This is a genomic window from Pelagibius sp. Alg239-R121 (assembly GCF_947331435.1).
Taxonomy (GTDB): Bacteria; Pseudomonadota; Alphaproteobacteria; order Kiloniellales; family Kiloniellaceae; genus Denitrobaculum.
In genome coordinates, this window is the sequence record NZ_CAMZOF010000003.1 from 182,943 (window position 1) to 203,244 (window position 20,302).

General features: G+C 56.0%; 20 protein-coding genes and 1 tRNA gene. 11 read left to right on the forward strand and 10 right to left on the reverse strand.

Annotated features, from left to right (window positions below; genetic code table 11):
• Nucleotides 1-24: 24 nt before the first annotated feature.
• Entirely contained in the window at nucleotides 25-822 is a 798-nt protein-coding gene (gene otnI / locus QMZ18_RS11265) for a 2-oxo-tetronate isomerase (protein WP_282606395.1), read from the reverse strand.
• Nucleotides 823-873: 51 nt separating this feature from the next.
• Nucleotides 874-2,712, reverse strand: a complete 1,839-nt coding sequence (gene gcl, locus QMZ18_RS11270; RefSeq protein ID WP_282606396.1) for a glyoxylate carboligase — start codon at nucleotides 2,710-2,712, stop codon at nucleotides 874-876.
• A 213-nt stretch (nucleotides 2,713-2,925) separates the two neighbouring features.
• On the opposite strand from gcl, the gene bhcR reads away from it, so the two are divergent.
• From bhcR to QMZ18_RS11305, 7 genes are all read left to right on the forward strand, one after another.
• Nucleotides 2,926-3,747, forward strand: a complete 822-nt coding sequence (gene bhcR, locus QMZ18_RS11275) for an HTH-type transcriptional regulator BhcR (protein ID WP_282606397.1) — start codon at nucleotides 2,926-2,928, stop codon at nucleotides 3,745-3,747.
• 403 nt (nucleotides 3,748-4,150) lie between these two features.
• Nucleotides 4,151-5,287, forward strand: coding sequence for a TRAP transporter substrate-binding protein (locus QMZ18_RS11280; RefSeq protein ID WP_282606398.1), 1,137 nt, complete (start codon nucleotides 4,151-4,153; stop codon nucleotides 5,285-5,287).
• A 188-nt stretch (nucleotides 5,288-5,475) separates the two neighbouring features.
• On the forward strand, nucleotides 5,476-6,099 hold the full coding sequence (locus QMZ18_RS11285) for a TRAP transporter small permease subunit (RefSeq protein ID WP_282606399.1): 624 nt from the start codon (nucleotides 5,476-5,478) through the stop codon (nucleotides 6,097-6,099).
• On the forward strand, nucleotides 6,096-7,448 hold the full coding sequence (locus tag QMZ18_RS11290) for a TRAP transporter large permease subunit (protein ID WP_282606400.1): 1,353 nt from the start codon (nucleotides 6,096-6,098) through the stop codon (nucleotides 7,446-7,448). The genes QMZ18_RS11285 and QMZ18_RS11290 overlap by 4 nt, the downstream gene beginning before the upstream one ends.
• A 61-nt stretch (nucleotides 7,449-7,509) precedes the next feature.
• Nucleotides 7,510-8,853 carry an amidase gene (locus QMZ18_RS11295; RefSeq protein ID WP_282606401.1) on the forward strand — a complete coding sequence of 448 codons (1,344 nt, stop codon included), beginning with the start codon at nucleotides 7,510-7,512 and terminating at the stop codon, nucleotides 8,851-8,853.
• 51 nt (nucleotides 8,854-8,904) lie between these two features.
• Nucleotides 8,905-9,078 carry a hypothetical protein gene (locus tag QMZ18_RS11300; protein ID WP_282606402.1) on the forward strand — a complete coding sequence of 58 codons (174 nt, stop codon included), beginning with the start codon at nucleotides 8,905-8,907 and terminating at the stop codon, nucleotides 9,076-9,078.
• A 144-nt stretch (nucleotides 9,079-9,222) separates the two neighbouring features.
• Entirely contained in the window at nucleotides 9,223-10,107 is an 885-nt protein-coding gene (locus QMZ18_RS11305) for a DUF547 domain-containing protein (protein ID WP_282606404.1), read from the forward strand.
• Between the two features lie 72 nt (nucleotides 10,108-10,179).
• On the opposite strand, the gene QMZ18_RS11310 is transcribed toward QMZ18_RS11305, so the two are convergent.
• The 5 genes from QMZ18_RS11310 to QMZ18_RS11330 form a co-directional block, all read right to left on the reverse strand.
• Nucleotides 10,180-11,100: a DMT family transporter gene (locus QMZ18_RS11310; protein WP_282606405.1), complete on the reverse strand. Its 921-nt coding sequence runs from the start codon at nucleotides 11,098-11,100 to the stop codon at nucleotides 10,180-10,182.
• A gap of 219 nt (nucleotides 11,101-11,319) precedes the next feature.
• Nucleotides 11,320-12,060 carry a TIGR04283 family arsenosugar biosynthesis glycosyltransferase gene (locus QMZ18_RS11315; RefSeq protein WP_282606406.1) on the reverse strand — a complete coding sequence of 247 codons (741 nt, stop codon included), beginning with the start codon at nucleotides 12,058-12,060 and terminating at the stop codon, nucleotides 11,320-11,322.
• A gap of 2 nt (nucleotides 12,061-12,062) precedes the next feature.
• Nucleotides 12,063-12,812 (reverse strand): hypothetical protein, encoded by a 750-nt coding sequence (locus QMZ18_RS11320; RefSeq protein WP_282606407.1) that lies wholly within the window; start codon nucleotides 12,810-12,812, stop codon nucleotides 12,063-12,065.
• Entirely contained in the window at nucleotides 12,809-13,540 is a 732-nt protein-coding gene (locus QMZ18_RS11325; protein ID WP_282606408.1) for a DUF3047 domain-containing protein, read from the reverse strand. The genes QMZ18_RS11320 and QMZ18_RS11325 overlap by 4 nt, the downstream gene beginning before the upstream one ends.
• Nucleotides 13,541-13,662: 122 nt before the next feature.
• Nucleotides 13,663-15,009 (reverse strand): NAD(P)/FAD-dependent oxidoreductase, encoded by a 1,347-nt coding sequence (locus tag QMZ18_RS11330; protein ID WP_282606409.1) that lies wholly within the window; start codon nucleotides 15,007-15,009, stop codon nucleotides 13,663-13,665.
• A gap of 284 nt (nucleotides 15,010-15,293) precedes the next feature.
• Here QMZ18_RS11330 and QMZ18_RS11335 point away from each other — a divergent pair, with 284 nt between their 5' ends.
• Entirely contained in the window at nucleotides 15,294-15,692 is a 399-nt protein-coding gene (locus QMZ18_RS11335) for a RidA family protein (RefSeq protein ID WP_322097193.1), read from the forward strand.
• Nucleotides 15,693-15,727: 35 nt separating this feature from the next.
• On the opposite strand, the gene QMZ18_RS11340 is transcribed toward QMZ18_RS11335, so the two are convergent.
• The 3 genes from QMZ18_RS11340 to QMZ18_RS11350 all read right to left on the reverse strand — a co-directional run bounded on the left by QMZ18_RS11340 (nucleotide 15,728) and on the right by QMZ18_RS11350 (nucleotide 17,716).
• Nucleotides 15,728-16,267, reverse strand: coding sequence for a hemerythrin domain-containing protein (locus tag QMZ18_RS11340; RefSeq protein ID WP_282606410.1), 540 nt, complete (start codon nucleotides 16,265-16,267; stop codon nucleotides 15,728-15,730).
• A 543-nt stretch (nucleotides 16,268-16,810) separates the two neighbouring features.
• Nucleotides 16,811-17,224: a cytochrome c family protein gene (locus tag QMZ18_RS11345; protein WP_282606411.1), complete on the reverse strand. Its 414-nt coding sequence runs from the start codon at nucleotides 17,222-17,224 to the stop codon at nucleotides 16,811-16,813.
• A gap of 417 nt (nucleotides 17,225-17,641) precedes the next feature.
• A tRNA-Thr gene (locus tag QMZ18_RS11350) sits at nucleotides 17,642-17,716 on the reverse strand.
• Between the two features lie 221 nt (nucleotides 17,717-17,937).
• Between QMZ18_RS11350 and QMZ18_RS11355 the strand changes: the two genes are divergently transcribed.
• The 3 genes from QMZ18_RS11355 to murA all read left to right on the forward strand — a co-directional run bounded on the left by QMZ18_RS11355 (nucleotide 17,938) and on the right by murA (nucleotide 20,300).
• A complete protein-coding gene (locus QMZ18_RS11355) occupies nucleotides 17,938-18,135 on the forward strand; it encodes a hypothetical protein (protein WP_282606412.1) in 198 nt (65 codons plus the stop codon).
• Nucleotides 18,136-18,303: 168 nt separating this feature from the next.
• A complete protein-coding gene (gene dcd / locus QMZ18_RS11360) occupies nucleotides 18,304-18,858 on the forward strand; it encodes a dCTP deaminase (protein ID WP_282606413.1) in 555 nt (184 codons plus the stop codon).
• A gap of 155 nt (nucleotides 18,859-19,013) precedes the next feature.
• Nucleotides 19,014-20,300 (forward strand): UDP-N-acetylglucosamine 1-carboxyvinyltransferase, encoded by a 1,287-nt coding sequence (gene murA / locus QMZ18_RS11365; RefSeq protein WP_282606414.1) that lies wholly within the window; start codon nucleotides 19,014-19,016, stop codon nucleotides 20,298-20,300.
• The last annotated feature ends 2 nt before the right edge of the window (nucleotides 20,301-20,302 follow it).

Sequence of the window (20,302 nt, forward strand, 5' to 3'; positions counted from 1 at the left end):
GTACTCTCTGAAGCCCTTCTGACTTCAGGCAGCGGCGTCTTTAAGGCCCTTATATGATTCGAACCATCCCAGGCCTGCGCCTGTCGCACTGGCGGGTTTGTATTCGCATCCGATCCATCCGTCGTAGCCGATCTTGTCGAGATGATTGAACAGGAACGGATAGTTGATCTCACCGGTACCCGGTTCGTTTCGACCCGGAGTGTCGGCCAACTGAACATGCGCTATGCGATCGAGATAGGCCTCAAGACTTGGCGCCAGGTCCCCTTCCATGATCTGCATGTGATAGATGTCATACTGTACGAAGAGGTTATTCGACCCTACCTCGGTGATCAGGTCCAGGGCTTGTTGGGTCCGGTTCAGAAAGAAACCGGGAATGTCGCGTGTGTTGATGGGTTCGATCAGCAGTTTGATACCTTCTTCCGCGAGCATCGGTGCGGCGAATTTCAGATTTTCGACAAAGGTCTCACGTAATGCTTCGGCAGGTACATTTTCCGGTGCAATCCCTGCCAGGCAGTTTACTTGGGTGCACCCCAGAGCCTTGGCATAGTCAATCGCTTTCCTGACTCCGTCTTGAAATTCGAGGGTACGTTCCGGCAGGATTGCAATGCCGCGTTCGCCGTCGGACCAGTTGCCTGCCGGAAGATTGTGAAGCACTTGTGTCAGGCGATGTTCGGAAAGGCGGTTCGCTAGTTCGTCTTTGTCGAAGTCGTATGGGAAAAGATATTCGACTCCCTGAAATCCGGCAGCGGCTGCAGCCGCGAAACGGTCCAGAAACCCGACTTCATTGAACATCATCGTCAAATTGGCGGCAAACTTAGGCATAGCGGATCCTCTCATTAACGTCTGGTTTTGCTTTCTAGACCTGGGCGGTGGTTACGCGGGTGAGAGTTCTCTCTCCTGCTCATCCGCTTCAATTTCGTCGAGGCCGATATTGCCAGGGGAGTCGGCGAGACCGTTCATGGCCAGCGTCGGATCGAGGCACAGGATCTCCTCGAATTCCTTCACGTTATCGACTTCTGTCCCCATAGCGATATTGGTGATGCGCTCCAGGATAAACTCGATGACAACCGGGACCCGGTGTTCAGCCATCAGTTGCTTGGCCTGATCAAAGGCTTCCTTGAACTGGTTTGGGCTGGTTACCCGAATGGCCTTGCAGCCAAGTCCCTCGGCGACGGCCACGTGATCCACACCGTACTCTCCCAGATCTGGTGAGTTCACATTTTCGAAAGAGAGGCCGACCTGGAAGTCCATATCGTATCCGCGCTGTGACTGGCGGATCAGACCGAGGTAGGAGTTGTTCACGACAACGTGGACGTAAGGCAACTTGAACTGGGCGCCTACCGCTAATTCTTCGATCATGAACTGAAAGTCGTAGTCGCCTGATATCGCCACAATTTCCGCGTTGGGGCGGGCTCTTCGAACGCCTAACGCCGCAGGCATGGTCCAGCCAAGGGGGCCGGCCTGGCCACAATTGATCCAATTGCGTGCCCCGTAAACGTTCAGGAACTGCGCGGCGGCAATCTGCGACAAGCCGATGGTCGTGACGTAACAGACGTCGCGGCCGAAGGCTTCTTTAAGCTCCTGGTAGACGCGTTGGGGTTTGAGAGGCACCTGGTCGTAGTGGGTCTTACGATGCATGTTGAGTTTTCGGTGTTTGCAAGATGCGGCCCAGGTGCTGCGGTCAGCCAATTTCCCATCGCGTTGCCACTCACGTGCCACAGCGACGAAGAGCTCCAAGGCCGCTTTGGCATCTGAGACAATTCCATAGTCGGGCATGAAGACTCGGCCGATCTGGGTCGGCTCAATATCGACATGCACGAAGGTGCGATTTTTTGTATAGACCTCGATCGAACCGGTGTGGCGATTGGCCCAACGATTGCCAATGCCCAGTACGAAGTCGGACTGCAGGAATGTAGCGTTGCCGTAACGATGGCTGGTCTGCAGTCCGACCATGCCCGCCATCAGCGGATGGTCATCGGGGATCGTTCCCCAGCCCATGAGGGTGGGAACAACCGGGATGCCGGTGATCTCGGCAAATTCGACCAGCAACTGATCGGCGTCTGCATTGATGACGCCGCCGCCTGCGACGATTAATGGGCGCTCGCTTTCATTCAGCATGTCCAGCGCCTTTTCGATCTGGCGTCGCGAGGCGGTGGGTTTGTAGATCGGCAGTGGTTCGTAAGTGTCGTCGTCGAACTCGATCTCTGCCATCTGCACATCGATGGGCAGGTCGATCAGGACCGGTCCCGGCCGACCGGAACGCATAATGTGAAAGGCCTGCTGGAAGACGCGCGGTACCAGTGCAGGCTCTTGCACAGTTACGGCCCACTTGGTGACCGGCTTGGCGATGGATTCGATGTCGACTGCCTGGAAATCCTCTTTGTTTAGCTTCGCACGCGGCGCTTGACCAGTAATGCAGAGGATGGGGATCGAGTCCGCCGATGCCGAGTAGAGGCCGGTGATCATGTCCGTGCCTGCTGGACCTGATGTCCCGATGCAGATGCCAATATTGCCGGGCTCTGCGCGCGTGTAGCCCTCTGCCATATGAGACGCACCCTCGACATGGCGCGCGAGCACATGATCGATAGACTCGCGTTTACGCAAGGCTGCATAGAGGGGATTGATAGCGGCGCCCGGCACACCAAAGGCAACGCTAATACCTTCGCGTTCCATTACGCGCACAGCGGCTTCCACAGCGGTCATTCTGGCCATATCAATCTTCCTTATTCGGCTGTCGTGTCGTTTGTTGCGGTGTTTCCATAATGCGGAAACTATTTCCAAAAATTAAAGAAGTCAACAAAAATGGAAACAATTTCCATATTGTGGAATTTTCTGTGAGCGCCTTACACAGAATGGCTTCGCAAATGGTACAGCTCGCCAAACGTGCTATAGCTGAGCGTAGACGGCGATTTGGAAGAGGAGAACATGGCCAAAGCGACACCGCTATCCCGGCCGCGCGGCCGGCCGCCAAGCGGCAAGACGACACAGACGTCTTCGGTCCAGGCTTTGGATCGAGCTCTTGGCCTACTGGAACTGCTCGCTGATGAGGAGGGTCTGACACTGAGCGAATTGGCGCAGCGCGCTGATATGGCGCCTTCGACCACCCATCGCTTGCTCAGCACGCTACAGGGCCGGCACTTTGTCGATCTTGACGAAGAAACTAGCCAGTGGCAGATCGGCGTGAAGACTTTTCAGATCGGAAGCACCTTCGCGAGACACCGAAAGCTGGTCACTATGGGGCGTGGTATCATGCGCGCACTGATGGAAACCTGCGAAGAAACGGTGAACCTGGCGATCGAGGACGAGGGTGACGTGGTCTTCATTTCGCAATTCGAGAGCCATTCGCCCATGCGGGCATTTTTTCGGCCTGGTCACCGCGGTGCCATTCACGCCTCGGGCATAGGCAAAGCCCTGATGGCGACTTGGGAAGAGGGCGCGGTCCGTAAGCTCGTTCGCAAGAAACAGCTCGTTGGCTTTACCGATAAGACCCATCGTGACGCAGGGTCACTGTTGGCCGATCTAGAACGAATTCGTGACCGTGGATGGTCGGTCGATGATGAAGAGCATACCCTCGGCATGCGTTGTATCGCGGCGCCGATTTTCAATGAATACGGTGAAGCGATCGCTGGTGTTTCCGTTTCCGGGCCCACCATCCGCATCCCCGATGACCGCGTCGACCGTATTGGCCCTGAGGTCCAGCATGCCGCCGACCGGATCACCGACTCCATCGGCGGTATCCGGCCCTGAAATGTATGGCGGAATGTTGACACAGTATTGATTTACCGGGCCGGGAGTTTACGAGGTTTGTGGATTATGTTCAGCACCTGTTGGGTTGCAAGGAGTGTGGAATCGCAACTTTTAGAACAGTCTGTATAAATGCCGATATATTTATTCCAGTTTGGTATTTTGTCTTTACCAATTACTTCACGGTTGCGTGAAAATTGGCAACTTAATCGCCTATTTTCACGTGTTTGATCTCGTTTCCACCATGCGGAACCAGGTTTTATTGCGCAGCAAGCTAAAGTCTGCTTAAACTGAATTCAGTTCCTAGGTTTGGAAAGGCCATGCCTGCGCATGGCAATGATTGCGTGACTGACAAGCGTGCTCTGCCGTGAAGCGGTGAGAATAAAAGTCAACCAGGGAGGAAAGTATGTCCAAAACTACAGATTCGAAAAAGGTCAACCGTCGTCGGTTCCTTAAAGGCGGTGCCGGCGTGGCCGGTGCGGCGACTGCGGCTCTTGCGATGCCGCAGGTTTCGCGCGCCGATACCATAACCTTGAAGATGCAGGGCTCCTGGGGGCCTTCTTCGATCTTCTCCGACATGGCGAAACAATACGCCGAGCGCGTCGGCAAGATGTCGGGCGGCCGTCTGAAAATCGATTACCTGCCCTCAGGCGCGGTCGTGAAGGCATTCCAGGTTCAGGATGCTTGCCACGACGGTATTCTCGATGCAGCGCATACCGTGACGGCGTATTGGTATGGTAAGAACAAGGCAGCATCCCTGTTCGGTACGGGTCCGGTTTTCGGTGCCAATGCCTCGCAGATTCTTGCTTGGATCCACTATGGCGGCGGTAAAGAGCTCTATCAGGAACTGGTTCAGGATAAGCTCGGCCTGAACTTGGTCGGCTTCTTCGCAATGCCCATGCCGACGCAGCCGCTTGGCTGGTTCAAGAAGGAGATCAAATCCGCCGACGACATGCAGGGCCTGAAGTATCGCACGGTTGGTCTTGCCACAGACATCATGCAGGGCATGGGCCTTAAAGTAACCCAGCTTCCCGGTGGTGAAATCGTTCCGGCTCTGGAGCGTGGCGTGATCGAGGCTTTCGAGTTCAACAACCCAACCGCCGACCGTCAGTTCGGCGCGCAGGATGTTTCGAAAGACTACATGATGGGCTCGTACCATCAGGCAGCTGAATTCTTCGAAATCATCTTCAACAAGCAGCGGTTCGATTCGTTGGCCGACGAGCAGAAGGCGATTCTCGAATATGCTGCGGAGGCCACCAACACCGCCAACTATGGCATGGCCATGGACAGCTATTCCAAAGACCTGCAGACCTTGATCAATGATGACGGCGTCAATGTTCACCGCACGCCGAGCTCGGTGATGAAGGCGCAGCTCGCATCCTGGGACAAGGTGCTGGAAGGTCTCCTGAAAGACGAGTTTTTCAAGAAGGTCGTTGACAGCCAGAAGGCCTGGTCTGAGCGGGTGGCCTTCTATGACCTCATGAACTCAGCAGACTACAAGCTTGCCTACGAGCACTATTTCCCGGGTAAGCTCGGCTTCTAGAGTGTGCTGGTTCTTGATCGATTGAACAAGAACGTGAACGGCCCTCTGGCATCTCCCGATGGCCTGTGAAAGTAGGGCCTGAGTAAAATGGGTAGGGGCGGCAATCCTTGCCGCCCCTATTGCCATATCTTCCTGTGATGACGGGAGCGGCGGCGGCTGACTCGTGACCGGCCGCATTCGGAGCTGAAATGGAACGCTTTATCGAAATCGTGGACGGCATCTCGGCTTGGTTCGGGAAGGCCTTCTCCTGGTGCATTCTGATCATGACCTTCGGCGTCGGTTATGAAGTCTTCGTCCGATACATCCTGAATGACCCGACCGCTTGGTCGTTCGACATTAGTTACATGATGTATGGCACGCTGTTTATGATGGCGGGCGCTTACACACTGTCCCGGGACGGCCATGTGCGCGGTGACTTTCTGTACCGTCTTTGGAAACCGCGGACGCAGGCGAAGGTCGAACTCGTTCTCTACATCCTGTTTTTCTATCCCGGCATCATTGCGCTTATCCTCGCCGGCTGGAAGTACTCGTCACGGTCCTGGCGCTACAGTGAAGTCAGTGTCATGAGCCCCGCGAACGTTCCGATTTTTCAATTCAAGACCATCATCGTCGCGGCCGGCGTCCTGCTGTTTATTCAGGGGTTGGCACAGATCTGCCGCTGCTTGATCTGCATCCGCGAAAATGAGTGGCCCAAAGCCCACGACGATGTCGAAGAAATGGAAGATGTTTTGCTGAAACAGCATGAGCATGAAATTTTGAAGCATAGCAGCGAGGCCGTCGATGTGATCGCGCCCGATGGAGAGCGCAAATGACCGACCCTCAAATTGCCGTCATGATGCTCGGCATCTTCATCATGACGATTTTCCTTGGTTTTCCGATCTGCTTCACACTGATGGCCATGGGCGTCGGCTTTGGCTACTACGCCTATTACGACCCGGAACGGATGCAGACGATTTTCGATAACCGGATCTTCGATCTTTTCGTCAATCAAACCTATTCCGTGATGGCGAACGATGTGCTCACGGCGATCCCCCTATTTCTATTTATGGGGTATATTGTTGAACGGGCGAACATCGTCGATCGCCTGTTCACGACCCTCTATCTGACGGCTCGGCGGTTGCCAGGCGCCATGGCGGTGGCGGCGTTGCTGACCTGCGCTATGTTCGCGACTGCGACCGGTATTATCGGCGCGGTGGTGACGTTGATGGGCATGCTGGCCTTCCCGGCCATGTTGAAAGCACGCTATGACACCAGCTTCGCCAGCGGCGTTATATGCGCCGGTGGTTGTCTGGGGATTCTGATCCCGCCGAGCATTATGCTGATCGTCTACGCGGCGGCCTCCAACGTTTCCATCGTGAAGCTTTATGCCGGTGCACTGATACCCGGTTTCATGCTGGCGGGACTCTATATGGCTTATGTGGTCGGCAGGGCCATGTTCAATCCATCGTTGGCACCCAAGGCAACTGATGAAGAAGCGGGAACATACACCGGCCTGCAAGTAGCCTGGATGTTGCTGACCTCGTTCTTTCCGCTGGCGATCCTGATCCTTTCAGTGCTGGGGGCGATTCTGTTCGGTCTTGCCACGCCGTCGGAAGCCGCGTCCATCGGTGCGCTGGGCGGCTTGTTCCTGGCTGCTGTCTATCGTTCACTGACTTGGAGCCGTTTGCGCGAATCCGTCTATCTGACCGTTCGGACCTCCGCGATGGTCTGCTGGTTGTTCGTCGGCTCCTGGACTTTCTCCTCCGTCTTTTCGTATCTGGGTGGCGAACACCTGGTCAGTGAATTCGTGCTCGGCCTGGAGCTTTCACCTATTATGTTCCTGATCCTGGCGCAGCTGATCATCTTCCTGCTGGGATGGCCGCTCGAGTGGTCCGAGATCATCATCATCTTCGTGCCGATCTTCCTGCCGTTGCTGCCGCATTTCGGGGTCGATCCGTTGTTTTTCGGCATTCTGGTCGCCTTGAACCTGCAGACGTCGTTTTTGACCCCGCCAATGGCGATGGCGGCGTACTATCTGAAAGGAGTGGCGCCGCCTCAGGTCACGCTGGTACAGATCTTCAAGGGGGTCATGCCGTTCCTCTCCATGATCGTACTGGCAATGGTCCTGCTGTACCTCTTTCCGGTCCTGGCGCTGGGCCTTCCGGAACTGGTCTACGGCTGACGGAGGCTCATGATACAAGGCGCGGGTTTATGAGAATCTTTAAAGTGTTGGAGGTCATTTGATGGAGCCTTTGGCCGATCTGACAGCCAGCGAACTGCGTCCTCGTCTGGCGAAAGGCGACATCCAGGCGAGCGAACTGGTCGAGGCCTGCCTTGCGCGAATCGAAGAGCGGGAGCCACAGGTTGAGGCCTGGACGTTCCTCAATCCCGACTTTGCACGTGCGCAGGCTAAAAGCGCGGACGAAAAGCGCGTGAGCGGCCGGCCGATCGGGCCGCTTCACGGTTTACCTGTCGGCATTAAGGATATTGTAGATACCAAGGGTATCCCGACCGAAAACGGTACGCCGTTAGATGCAGGGCGCCGCCCGGGAGACGATGCTGCCTTGGTGGCGAAGTTGCGCGAGGCCGGGGCGATTATCATGGGAAAGACGGTTACCACCGAACTTGCCTATTTCGCACCGGGTAAGACAAAAAATCCACATGACTCCGCTCGGACGCCAGGCGGATCTTCGTCGGGTTCCGCTGCCGCCGTTGCCGCCGGGATGGTGCCGTTAGCCATTGGCACGCAGACAACCGGTTCAGTCATTCGTCCGGCAGCTTTTTGCGGTGTTGTCGGATACAAGCCGACCTATGGATTGATCCCCCGCAGCGGGGTCGTTACACAGGCGCCGCATCTGGATACCATCGGCGCGTTCGGTCGCTGTGTTGAGGATGTGGCCTTGTTGGCCGAATGCATCAGTGGTTTTGACCCGCGGGACCGGGCGACAAGTGCGATACCCAGGCCACCACTGCAGTCCCAGGCGGTTTCTGAACCGCCGCTGACGCCAAACTTTGCGTTTGTGAGGTCACCGGTCTGGGATCAGGCCGAAGAGGTGACCAAGGAAGCCTTTGGCGAATTGGCTGCGTTCCTGGGCGGCAATTGTGATGAAGTGGTGCTGCCGAGCCCCTTTGCCGAAGGACACGCTATTCACCGCACCATCATGCTGGCGGAACTTTCCAAGAATTTTGGTCACTACTATCAACGCGGCAAAGATCAATTGAGCCCGCAAATGTGCGCAGCAGTGGAAGAAGGGCGATCGATTCTGGCCCATGATTATATGGCCGCTCTCGACTGGATCGAAGTTTTGAACGCAGGCCTGGACGAAATCTTCGACCGCTACGACGCCCTGATCACACCCGCTGCACCCGGAGAAGCGCCGCTTGGATTGGAGGCGACCGGTAATCCGGCTTTTTGCGCACTCTGGACGCTTTGCGGCACGCCGGCGGTAACACTGCCGTTGCTGGAAGGGGAGAATTCGCTGCCAATGGGGGTTCAGCTTATCGGTCCGCGCCATGACGATGGCCGACTATTACGCACGGCCAACTGGCTTTCGAGGCATGTATCAGAGCAAAGTGACGATGCGTGAGAGCCATGATTAATGATCTGGAGCGGACCATCGCGCGGAAGGAATTGATAGATGTTTGATAAATTTTTCGCGACCTTTTCCATGCTTTGCATGATTGCGTTCGTCACAATTATCATCTGGTTCGTTGATGCCTGGGACCTTCGAGTTATCTCGATTGTTGTGCTCTGCATGGCGTCCTATGATTTCTATCTGCTGGCCTTCAAGAATCATAAGGACAACAGCTGATGTCAGTGTCTGACTGTTTCCACTGATATCGCGAAGACAGATTTCGATCCCGTCCGTATCACACAGATGTCGCGATTGTTTGATTTCCATTTGCCGGCTGTCACCCAAGATCTCGAATAGCGTATTTTTTGGTGTTCGAGGCCTATGATGTTTCTTGGTAAAGACCCCTCTTTGGTGTTTGGCGTAAGTAGGCGCCTGCTTCTTTCATTCGCCTTGATCATCCCGCTTAGCGGCTTTACCTCAGTCGAAAACCTCTTTGCACCATCAGCCGACCTCTGGCCCCGTTGGGAACGGCACGATCCAAACTCTACAGCCAAGATCGATTTCTCGGATTGGGACGGATTGCTCAAGCGCTTCGTGCAGGTGAGTTCCGACGGAGTGAATCGGGTCGACTACGCTGCCTTTCGTTCGGGGGGTAAGGGAGCACTTGCCAAAGTCATTGCGGATCTGACCGCACTGCCGATTAGCCGCTACACCCGGGACGAACAGCTGGCGTATTGGATCAATCTATACAATGCCGTGACGGTGCAGGTCATTCTCGCTCACTATCCGGTCGAGAGCATCCGGGATATTGACATCTCGCCAGGCCTTTTCTCAGATGGCCCTTGGGACAAGGAACTGGTTTCAGTCGAAGGCGAGGCGCTCAGCCTCAACGACATAGAGCATCGAATTTTACGCCCGATCTGGAATGACCCGCGGCTGCACTATGCGGTCAATTGCGCGTCAATCGGGTGTCCGAATCTTGCCAGGGATGCCTATGATGGTGCAGAGGTGGGGAACAGGCTGGATTCAGCCGCTAAAGATTACATCAACGATCCGCGCGGTGTCTCAGTGGCAGGCAGTAAAGTGACTGTGTCCAAGATCTATGACTGGTTCCAGGAAGACTTCGGCGGTTCGACGCATTCGGTGCTGGCACATCTGAAGCGATACGCCGCCCCCGCGTTGGCGGAGCGGTTAGACGCGATTGGCGACATCGAGGATACTCGTTACGACTGGAGTCTTAACGACGGCACCTCCCCACAGGGATAAAGACAATTAGAGTCGAACGGAGATATTTGCTCCGCCGTTTCAATGAACGGCTCTTGCGAGGTAACGTAGGTATTAGTCTGCGACGGCCCGTTTTCCGGTCAAACGATTGATCACGCGGCCATCGATGAACAAAAGCCCAGCTCCAATTATGACAGCACCTATAATTTCTTTCGATTGGACAGGTTCACCCAGAAAAACATTTCCCAAGACAAGCGCCGTCACCGGTATTAGCAGGGTTACGAGCATGACATTGCTTGCGCCGGCGCGAACCAGGATTTTGAAAAAGACGATATAGGCGACGGCAGTTCCAAAAACAGCAAGCGCGACCAGAGACGAAATTGTGCTCTGGCTTGGTGCGGCAAGAGTCCAGGGCTTGTCAATAAAACAAACAACCACGCCTATGATCAGCGTCGAGCAGATCAACTGACATGTTGCGGACTTTAGAGGCGGAACACCGACCAGGAACTTGCGCCCCCAAAGTGCTGCAAAACCATAACTAAGAGCACCAGCCAGACACAAACCTATGCCAAGTGTCTGGCTAACGTCTAAGGGACCATCGAACCCGCGCAGCACTGCGACACCTACGACACCCAGTATTACTCCGATAACGCGGTTAACGGTTAAGCGCTCTTCTAAAAATATGGCCATCACAACAACAGTGAACAACGGCGTCATGGCGTTGATAATGGAGGAAAGACCGACTGTGATTTGAGTCTGACCCGCAAATATGAATCCGAATGGCAGTACATTGTTCAACAAACCCATGCCGAAAAATGGAAGCCAGCCAGAAAGAGATTTCGGCAGCGAATGACCAAAATACCAAAACAGCGGCAGCAAGGCGATCGCCGCTAAAAACACTCTGGCCAACACAACGGTGAGCGGCGGCAGTTCTTTCACTGCAACGCCTGCAAAGAAGTAAGCGCCGCCCCACAGAACTGAAAGCAGGATCAATAGCCCCCAATCCTGTCCATCCATAGTCTTGGGAGCTTCCATCTCTCGTTCCTTCGCAAGCATTCACTCACGCGGAGACTAGAGACGTAGGGCTAGAGGAACTACCCGTTTCTTGCTCTCAAACTCAAACAAAGATCGACTCAAGATTGACAGGTTGAATCATTTGATGCGTGCTTCGAGTCACCAGTCAAATTCGAGCGCTCAAATAAGCCTGCCCGCATCTAAGAAGCCCGAGACCTTACAGGCTGATTGGATCTGATCTTAAACCCGCTCGTTCTGCGGTGTGTTTGTAAGTCTTGAGAAGCGAGAGGGTAAACCACGCTTTCTAGAGGAATCGTATAGGCTTGCCAGGAGACTCGGCGGCAAGCCGAGATGATAAAGCGCGTGGATCAGTACCCAGCCACAGACAATTGCCACCGGGCGCCGGCCTTCAAACCGCCGGGACGAGGTTTCGGCTGCTGGCAGATCGATACATACAGTCTTGCCGTGGCGTTCCAGACGCCGCGAGAAATCATAATCCTCCATCAAGGCGATTGGCCGAATGCCGCCAATCGCGTCATAAACGCGGCGGCGGACAAATATAGCTGAATCGCCGTAATAAAGTCCGTGGCCGCGGAACCAGGCATAAAAATCCGTCAGCCACTCTGCAAACTGGGTGTCGCCGTCGAACAGAGTATGAAAATTACCACCGATAACATCGGGATCTTCCAGCTGCTGTTTTATGGCATTCAGACAGCCTTCGGGGAGGTGAGTGTCAGCATGCAGAAACAGGATAACGTCGCCCGTACAACGCAAGGTGCCCAGGGCAAGTTGCTGCCCCCGGCCACGGGGGGCGACATAAGCCCATGCGCCAGCTCGTTCCGCCTGCTCACGCGTTCGGTCCTCACTGCTGCCGTCGACCACGACAATTTCACAATTCGGATCCTGTTGCCGCAGATCGCGGACGATTTTGCCGATCCGCTCAGCCTCGTTCAACGTGGGAATGACAATTGAGATTTTCATAATTAGCTAAATTCCGAGAGAGTGGCGCCGTCGAACAGTCCTGTTGGCTGTAGTGCCAGGATCCAATGGTCCCAACGTTTTTGCATCCAACTGTGGGGAAGGGCGGTGGCGATTACGCTGCCCAGGCGGCCTTTGGTCAGGCGCGTGGTCCCGTCGAACCAAAGTGCCCGTAACCAGCGATAGATCTCGATCCTCTCCTGCAATGGAAGACATGGAAGGGTTTGAGACAGATAGAGACGCCCAAAGGCCACGTGACGGGCCTCGTCTCTGGCGATCTGTCGACTTAAGTTGTGGAACAGAGGGTCTTGAATCCAGTCGCGCGCCTCGTCCAGGAAGGCCAGCGCCTCTCCCTCGACAATGACATGAAACGCGAGAAGAGCCGCTTCCGGTGCACCCTTCCAGGACAAGGAACGCTTCACCACTTCTTCGAGGAAGTGATGCGCCGACGCCCTGCCGCCTATCCTATTCAGGTAGCGGCGGTAGATGGCGGCGTGATTCATCTCATCTTCGACCTGAATCAAGAGACAGTCACGAGCGGACGCAAGGCAGATTCGTGGCGCAAGGTCTCGGCAAAGGCGTGCCGTGGCCTCTTCGCCGCCGATGAACTGATTCACAATTCCAATGGCCATTCCGCGGCGCCAAGACGTGAGCTTCGGAGGCATTCCCTCCCAATCCAAGGAAGGATGCTCCGACTGTGCCCTTCCACCCTTGTCCGCCAGGGCTTCGAGTTGGCCGTTCAAAGTCGCACTCATTTGCTGCCGGGTACTTTAGAATGTCTTGGAGCAGCTGACTTGGCGGAGAGAAGCTTCAGGCTGTCCAGTCGCGCGACCGAAGTGCCACCGACGTCGTCCGTATCAGCGGATATGGCGATATAGGCCTGAGCCGGTGGTGCCGTCCCAAAAGCCATTTTGTAATCGGCCGCGATATCGATTTCTTCGTTGAACCAGGTGCCGGTAGGGGTCGTGCCGGATCTGAGGACGATCAACTTCGAATCCTCAAAGTGTGGATTTGCCATCTCCACGCCGCGTTGTGCGGTGCCGCCCCAGACATAGGTGAGCACTTGCCCGATCATGGGATAGCCGAACAAAGATCCCAGGCGATCTTTCAAAGTGACATCTTCAGGTTTTGGTGGAAACCAGACATGGACGGCTAGTGGCCGGTCGTCGCGGCCGCCTCTGGACAGATCGGTCGGCGGAATATCCTTGTCCACACGCCAGCGCCACGCCATCCTTTTCGTGGGCGCACCGTCGATCTCCGCATAGAGAAAGCCCACGGCGTCCGTGGCCTCAACCTGAAGCCCGCCGTCTTTGGAAACCTTGAATTCGGCTGGCTGCTTGTCCGGCAGGACCAGAAGCTTCCAATCGTCAAAGGATGGCGGAACGGTTACCGGCGCTGCCAGAGCTGGTGCCATCACCAAGGGCGTCGCAACAAGCGCTGCCAGAAGCAAGGTGGTGGATCGTCGAAAAACGGTGAATCCCAAGGTTTCGGTCTCTTGTGCTGTAAGTTCCGGTCACCCTGGATCTTGGGCTCAGACCCAGATTCAGCAATTCACAAGAGATCACCTGCTGTTGAACGCGGCGGACTCGGAACGCACAGCGTCTTCTAGAACATATTCTTCAGGTCGGACGAGAAGGTCGGGAAGGCAAACATGTCGTCCTTGAGTTTGCTGGCTGAAATCCCATGACGCATGGCCATCGCGAAGTAGTGGATCAAATCCTCAGCCTGATGGCCAACCATATGTGCACCGACAATACGATCGTTGCCCTCATCTACCAGAACTTTCGCATAGGCCACGGATTCGGCGTAGGTCTTGCCAGAGAACCATCCCGTCATGTCATTGACGGTGACATTGACGTTCAGACCTTTCTGCTTCGCCTCTTCTTCGGTCAGGCCGACGGTGCTGAGGGCCGGCACTGTGTAGATTCCACTAGGAATAACGCTGTAATCCGGAGTGGCGCTGGGCCCGTTAACAATATTCTGGCCCACGATCCGCCCCTCGTAGGTCGCGATGGGCGAGAGCTGAGGTGAAGTGACAAGCGCATCCCCGCAGACCCAGACCGATGGGTTTGATGTCGAACGCAAGAATTCGTCCACCTCGACGGCGATCCTGTCGTGCTTGACGTTTCCCGCAGTGAGGTCGAGGGACTCGACGTTGGCAATGCGCCCCGCGCCGTTGACCACCCTGTCGGCGCTGAGGGTAAGTGCTTGACCCTCGTGTTCGTAGGCGACGCAGAGCTTGCCGTTCTGTTTGGTGATTTCTTTGACCTGAACGCTGGTCTTGACTGTGATGCCGATCCGTTCGCTCTCGGTCTGCACCGCAGCAACGGCACCTTCTTCTACACGCGGCAACAGCCGGGGCATGACTTCCAGGATCGTTACCTTGGTTCCGGCCCGGGCGTAGACGTGACTGAACTCCATCGCAATTACGCCGCCGCCGATGAAGACGATTTCGTCCGGCTGGCTTTCTTCCGATAGTACCTCGTTGGATGTGATCATGTGCTCGGCGCCCACGATCGGCAAAGGCCGGGGCGTCGAACCTGTGGCGATGACGATGTTTTCACCCTCTAAGACCTGGCCGTTCACCTCGATCGAATTCGGGCTGACGAACTTGGCGGAACCCCTGAAAACATCGCCTCTTTTTTCTGCAAGACCAGCCATGCCGCCGGGCACGCCGCTGACCATCGATTTCGTCCGCTGGATGAGGCCTGCCCAGTCAAGTTTAGGTTTGCCCACCGTAATGCAGTGTGCGCTGGCAAGCTCAATCTCATGAAGCGCGTGGGCGGCCGCAACCAGAAACTTCTTCGGCGTGCAGCCCCGGTTGGGACAGGTGCCGCCGAAGTCCCACTCTTCGACGAATGCGAGTTTCTTGCCGGCGTCCTGTGCGATTGCCGAGACACCAAATCCCGCATTTCCGCCACCCAGTATGATCACGTCGTATTTGTCAGCCATGGTTCTTGTGCCCCCAATTCGGACTTTCTGAAGTGCGATCGTTCCTCGCAGACGTGAGCAAGAACGCAAACCGCCCTCATGATTTATGACTAAGGCTCGGGAGTGTCAGTCTGGGGAGATCCGGCGCTGCGGTCAAATGACGGCTTTGAGAGTGAAGTGGTTGCCGCAGATGCGGTGTCGGCCTTATGGTTTCCTGCCTTGCGGGTTTGCCGTACAGGTGGCCGCTCATTTGTGTGCCTGAATTTAAGCTGGCAACACGATTGCTAAAAGAGGATGCGAACTGAATGACCTCTCCCGCATTTCATATGATTGACCGGGCGCCTCAGCCTGTGGCGCCCTTTTCCCATGCTGTAGAGGTCGACGGCTGGATCTTTCTGACCGGACAGATGCCGACCGATCCGACCGATCCCTTGGCACCGCTGGGCGAAGGGATCGAGGCGCAGACACGCAGGGTGATGGATAATCTCGTGTTGGTGCTTGAAGGTCTGGGACTGGGTTTGGAGCACGTTATCTCGGCTCGGGCCTTCCTGACTGAATTCGAGAGGGATTACACCATCATGAACGACGTGTATCGGTCCTATTTTCCTGCCGACCGGCTGCCGGCTCGAACCTGTGTCGGGGTGACAGCTCTGGCAGTGCAGGCGCTGGTGGAGATCGACTTCATTGCCAAAAGACCGGCTTGAGACCGCAATTCTGGGCTTGCCTCTGTTACACCTGATTACCTGCGGAGCATCTGCCGCAGTGAGTCAAAGCGCAATTCGCTCTCAGTGGCGGTCAGTGGGTCGTTGAAGCGCGAGACTTTTTTATCGATTGCCTCCCAGTCTACGGGGGTCAGCGCCTTTAGGGCTGCTGGAAAGAACACCTGTTCCTCCTTGATCATGTGCCGACGCTGTTCCTCGACGAAGTCGCGGGCGATCTTGACGAAGGCATCTCGCGAGACTTCCGCTTCCATCAGGACCTCAACGACGGCATGAGCAAAATCGTGCAGGCGCGACGAAATCTCGGCATGCTCCCTCTCGATATCACCGACAGGTGCCGCGGCTTCCGGTGCTTTTCGGCGCAGCACCTCGAGAATCAGATTTTCTTTCGGATGATGATAGAGATCCGGATAGGTCAGGAAATAGTCGATGACTTCCTTCAGCAGATCGTAATCCGGCTGTTGAGTTTCCTCGAACAGGGTGATTTGGCGCTCGAGCAGGTCGAGCATCCGCGCCGTAGTCTTGTGCTCGGATCGAAGTGTCTGGATCGCTTCGGTCATGACCTGCTCCGCTGTCTTTAACAGATGGCGGCATGCTATAGGGCCTGGCCATACCCCTCCTTGATTCAGATCAAGTGCTCAGGGTGGTCTTTCGGTCGGCAATGCCACTGGCGAGTGCGACGCCGAGGCTGATTGCCGTGACGCCGCAGAGGGTCGGAAGATCCGGCTGTTCACCAAGCAGGATCATTCCCAGGAGTGTGAAGATAACCGGTACCAGCGCAGCGAATTTGAGGCGCCGATCCGATTGACGGCCATGCCATAGGTGTTCCGCCGGCGATCAGCCCGGTTAGTAATGTCACTAACCTGGAAGCCAATGAGGCCGACTGATGGAGCGCCTGCTGCTGTTGCCGATGGTTGAAGACGTGCGCTCGAATTTCACTCTTTGTACGATAAAGGCGACGATGCCCTTGCCGTTGAACCACCTAAATGAGGTGGGCGTGCCCGGGAAGGCAGTCATATAAAAACCGGCCCGAAGGCGTATGCCCCGGGCCGGTTTCTAGCTTGCACCGCTGCCGGCCAGGCTGCGGTGTTTATGCGTGCGCTCTATTGCAGGGATTGCAGATAGGCGACGATGTCTTCGCGAAGCTGAAGCTTTTTGAATTTGTTCGCCATCTTCGACTTGACTTTGTCTTTGCCAAGAAATGCAGCGAGGTACTTTTTAGGGTTCTCGAGATAAGCGATGAGCATGTCTGCGTCCCAGACGAGGCCCTTCTCGCCGGCTTCGCCGAAGGCTGACGAATACTTGTAACCCTCGGCGCTCCCGGCTTTGCGTCCAATGATCATATGGAGGCTTGGTCCGACTTTATTCTTGCCTGCTTCCACAGAATGGCAGGCAGAGCAGCGCTTAAAGGCCTTTTTGCCCTTTGCAGCGTCACCTTCAGCAAAGGCGCTTCCACTGGTCAAAGCGACCGCGAGTGCCAGTGCAACCGGCGCCATCGCCTTCAAACTTTTTTTCATTCGATCTCTCTCCGTTGGGCTATCGTGGCATCCTGATAGCATAAGAACCCTTCTAAATACAGATTTCTTCCCCTCTTTTGGACCAAGGTCCAAGGCTGAGCTCTTGTTCTGCAACCTGTCGGGAGGCGTGCTCTTAGGCGGCACCAACCGTTAATTTAGCTTGGGATCCTCTGACTTTCCATGAATGCCGATGCTACGATTTGTCACGCTGTGCCGCGGGTATAGAAATAAGAAAATTACGGCAGGACCAAGGCAAAGCTGCGTTCGGACATATGGTTCGGCCTTAATTCTCGCCTGCGTTAAGGCGTAGGAAGTTGGACCGAATTCCCTCGATGCCGTGTAGGCATGGGGTGATCGTTAGGGCGAGTGTGAATTGCCACAAAATTCGAATATTGGATTTAATTTCAATAAGATAAATGGTGCCGCCGGCGTGAATTGAACACGCGACCCCACCCTTACCAAGGGTGTGCTCTACCCCTGAGCTACGGCGGCACTGGGGGCTGATTTGGCGGGAAAATGCCACCAGTGAGGCGTCATGGCAAGCGCCGAATTTACATGTGGTTTTTTTAAGCGATTCCAGAGGCTTCATGCCATCGGACGGAGAGGGGAATCGGTGACGATCTCAATTCGGGTGTTAGAAGTGTTTTATCGGTCTGGGAGAGGCGAACTATGGCGCCTTGACCTTGCCACGATCACCTAGCACTCTGCGCGCCATGAGCCAAAATACACCCAGTCACACACGTTTGTCGGACAAGGGGCGGGCGCAGCTCGACGAGCGGCGCAGCCGGCAGGCGCAGGCGTTGCGCGACAACCTGCGCAAGCGCAAAGCACAGCTGCGCGAACGTACGGACCCGCCAGATACGGGCTCCGCATCCGCTAAGACCGGGACAGCAGGGGGTGAAGGGGAGTGATTATCGCAGCTTCTCCTTGAGACTCCCCCGATTTTTGCAGTAGAAGACCCGCTGGTGACTTGCACGACCCTTGAGTTGTAGACAAGGAGTGGTGGTCGATGCCGTCACCTGCGAGCACGCAAACAAATACGCCCGTCGACCCGTAGGAATTTGAGAGAGACCGCCGATATGTCGATTTTGCCCGACAGCTGGATCAGAGAGATGGCCGAGACCAAGGCTATGATCGAGCCCTATGTCGAAGCGCAGCGCCGCGAGGGCGTCATTTCTTATGGTGTCAGTTCCTATGGCTACGACGCACGGGTGGCCGACGAATTCCGCATCTTCACCAATGTGGACAACGCGCTGGTTGACCCCAAAAACTTCTCGGACCAGAGCTTCGTCGAACGCAAGACCGATGTCTGCATCATTCCGCCAAACAGCTTCGTGCTAGCGCGGACCGTAGAGTACTTCAGAATCCCACGTGATGTCCTGGTGATCTGCTTGGGCAAGTCGACCTACGCGCGCTGCGGGATCATCGTGAATGTTACGCCGCTGGAGCCCGAATGGGAAGGGCATGTCACACTGGAATTTTCCAACACGACGCCGCTGCCGGCCAAGATCTACGCCAACGAAGGCGCCTGTCAGTTCCTGTTCTTAAAAGGCGAGGGAGTCTGCGAAACCTCTTATGCGGACCGGGCGGGCAAATACATGAAACAGACAGGGGTGACCCTGCCGCGCCTGTAGCAAAGGCGGTTTGGCTGCATGCGCTGGGCATCTGCAGTAGCTGGCCAATGATTACACAGGTTCGCGCAATTGGATGAATAGGTCGGAGATAAAGTTCGGGATGGCGATGCCGCCATGGGGAAGCCCGGTTCGGAAAGCCCGATGTGGAAGATTGAATGGATAAGATAAGAATACGCGGCGGCCGGCCCCTGAAAGGGCAAATTCAGATCAGCGGTGCCAAAAATGCGGCGCTGCCCCTGATGGCTGCCTGCTTGCTCACCGATGAGACCCTGACCCTGTCAAACCTGCCGCATCTGGCGGATATCACGACGCTGGCCAACCTGCTGGTCCAGCATGGCGTAGATCTGCACATGAACGGCGCGACCGACGGCGGACACACCGGCCGGGTGTTAGAGATGACCGCGCGTGAGATCACCTCGACCCGCGCACCTTACGATCTGGTGCGCAAGATGCGCGCCAGCGTATTGGTCCTTGGTCCGCTGTTGGCGCGGGTCGGTCAGGCGCAGGTCTCCCTGCCGGGCGGTTGTGCCATCGGTACCCGTCCCGTCGATTTGCATCTGACGGCGCTTGAGCTGCTTGGGGCGGAGATTGAGATCCGCGAGGGTTACATCTATGCAAAGGCGCCAAATGGCCTACACGGGGCCGAGGTCATTTTTTCTAAGGTTTCCGTTGGGGCGACCGAGAATCTGCTGATGGCAGCCTGCTTGGCCAAGGGAACGACCCGCCTGATCAATGCGGCGCGAGAGCCGGAGATTACCGATTTGGCGGACTGTCTGGTGAAGATGGGTGCGAAGATCGAGGGTATCGGCAGCGACACTCTTGTGGTGGAGGGGGTTGAACGCCTTCATGGTGCCGATCACAGCGTGGTACCCGACCGGATCGAAACCGGCACCTATGCCATTGCCGCCGCGATCACGAACGGTGATCTTGAGCTCCTTGGCGCGCGGACCGAGCATCTGGGTGCCGTGATCGAAATCCTGACCAAAGCGGGGGTCGAGATCACCGAGACAGAAAACGGCCTCAAGGTCCGCCGTCTGAACGGGCGTCTGACCGGAGTGGACGTGATGACCGAGCCTTTCCCAGGCTTTCCCACTGACCTTCAGGCGCAGACCATGGCTCTGATGTCGGCGTCCGAGGGCGCCGCCATGATTACAGAATCAATCTTCGAAAACCGCTTCATGCACGTCCCCGAGTTGGCTCGGATGGGCGCGAATGTCAACGTGCATGGCGCATCTGCGATGGTGCGTGGGCAGGAACGACTGACCGGCGCAGAAGTCATGGCGACGGATTTGCGCGCCTCGGTCTCTCTCGTGCTTGCTGGGCTTGCAGCCGAGGGTGAAACCATGCTGAATCGCGTTTATCACCTAGACCGCGGTTACGAACGGGTCGAAGAAAAGCTAGCGGCCTGTGGCGCCGACATTGAACGGATCAAGGGTTCCTGAAC

What these genes read in the sequence shown, in the direction of transcription:
- gcl (WP_282606396.1), bottom strand. Translation starts at nt 2,712, where the DNA reads ATGGCCAGAATGACCGCTGTGGAAGCCGCTGTGCGCGTAATGGAACGC.
- QMZ18_RS11320 (WP_282606407.1), bottom strand. Translation starts at nt 12,812, where the DNA reads ATGAGTGCGACTTTGAACGGCCAACTCGAAGCCCTGGCGGACAAGGGT.
- QMZ18_RS11340 (WP_282606410.1), bottom strand. Translation starts at nt 16,267, where the DNA reads ATGACCGAAGCGATCCAGACACTTCGATCCGAGCACAAGACTACGGCG.
- QMZ18_RS11300 (WP_282606402.1), top strand. Translation starts at nt 8,905, where the DNA reads ATGTTTGATAAATTTTTCGCGACCTTTTCCATGCTTTGCATGATTGCG.
- QMZ18_RS11330 (WP_282606409.1), bottom strand. Translation starts at nt 15,009, where the DNA reads ATGGCTGACAAATACGACGTGATCATACTGGGTGGCGGAAATGCGGGA.
- QMZ18_RS11305 (WP_282606404.1), top strand. Translation starts at nt 9,223, where the DNA reads ATGATGTTTCTTGGTAAAGACCCCTCTTTGGTGTTTGGCGTAAGTAGG.
- QMZ18_RS11345 (WP_282606411.1), bottom strand. Translation starts at nt 17,224, where the DNA reads ATGAAAAAAAGTTTGAAGGCGATGGCGCCGGTTGCACTGGCACTCGCG.
- QMZ18_RS11315 (WP_282606406.1), bottom strand. Translation starts at nt 12,060, where the DNA reads ATGAAAATCTCAATTGTCATTCCCACGTTGAACGAGGCTGAGCGGATC.
- QMZ18_RS11355 (WP_282606412.1), top strand. Translation starts at nt 17,938, where the DNA reads ATGAGCCAAAATACACCCAGTCACACACGTTTGTCGGACAAGGGGCGG.
- murA (WP_282606414.1), top strand. Translation starts at nt 19,014, where the DNA reads ATGGATAAGATAAGAATACGCGGCGGCCGGCCCCTGAAAGGGCAAATT.
- QMZ18_RS11335 (WP_322097193.1), top strand. Translation starts at nt 15,294, where the DNA reads ATGACCTCTCCCGCATTTCATATGATTGACCGGGCGCCTCAGCCTGTG.
- otnI (WP_282606395.1), bottom strand. Translation starts at nt 822, where the DNA reads ATGCCTAAGTTTGCCGCCAATTTGACGATGATGTTCAATGAAGTCGGG.
- bhcR (WP_282606397.1), top strand. Translation starts at nt 2,926, where the DNA reads ATGGCCAAAGCGACACCGCTATCCCGGCCGCGCGGCCGGCCGCCAAGC.
- dcd (WP_282606413.1), top strand. Translation starts at nt 18,304, where the DNA reads ATGTCGATTTTGCCCGACAGCTGGATCAGAGAGATGGCCGAGACCAAG.
- QMZ18_RS11290 (WP_282606400.1), top strand. Translation starts at nt 6,096, where the DNA reads ATGACCGACCCTCAAATTGCCGTCATGATGCTCGGCATCTTCATCATG.
- QMZ18_RS11285 (WP_282606399.1), top strand. Translation starts at nt 5,476, where the DNA reads ATGGAACGCTTTATCGAAATCGTGGACGGCATCTCGGCTTGGTTCGGG.
- QMZ18_RS11310 (WP_282606405.1), bottom strand. Translation starts at nt 11,100, where the DNA reads ATGGAAGCTCCCAAGACTATGGATGGACAGGATTGGGGGCTATTGATC.
- QMZ18_RS11295 (WP_282606401.1), top strand. Translation starts at nt 7,510, where the DNA reads ATGGAGCCTTTGGCCGATCTGACAGCCAGCGAACTGCGTCCTCGTCTG.
- QMZ18_RS11280 (WP_282606398.1), top strand. Translation starts at nt 4,151, where the DNA reads ATGTCCAAAACTACAGATTCGAAAAAGGTCAACCGTCGTCGGTTCCTT.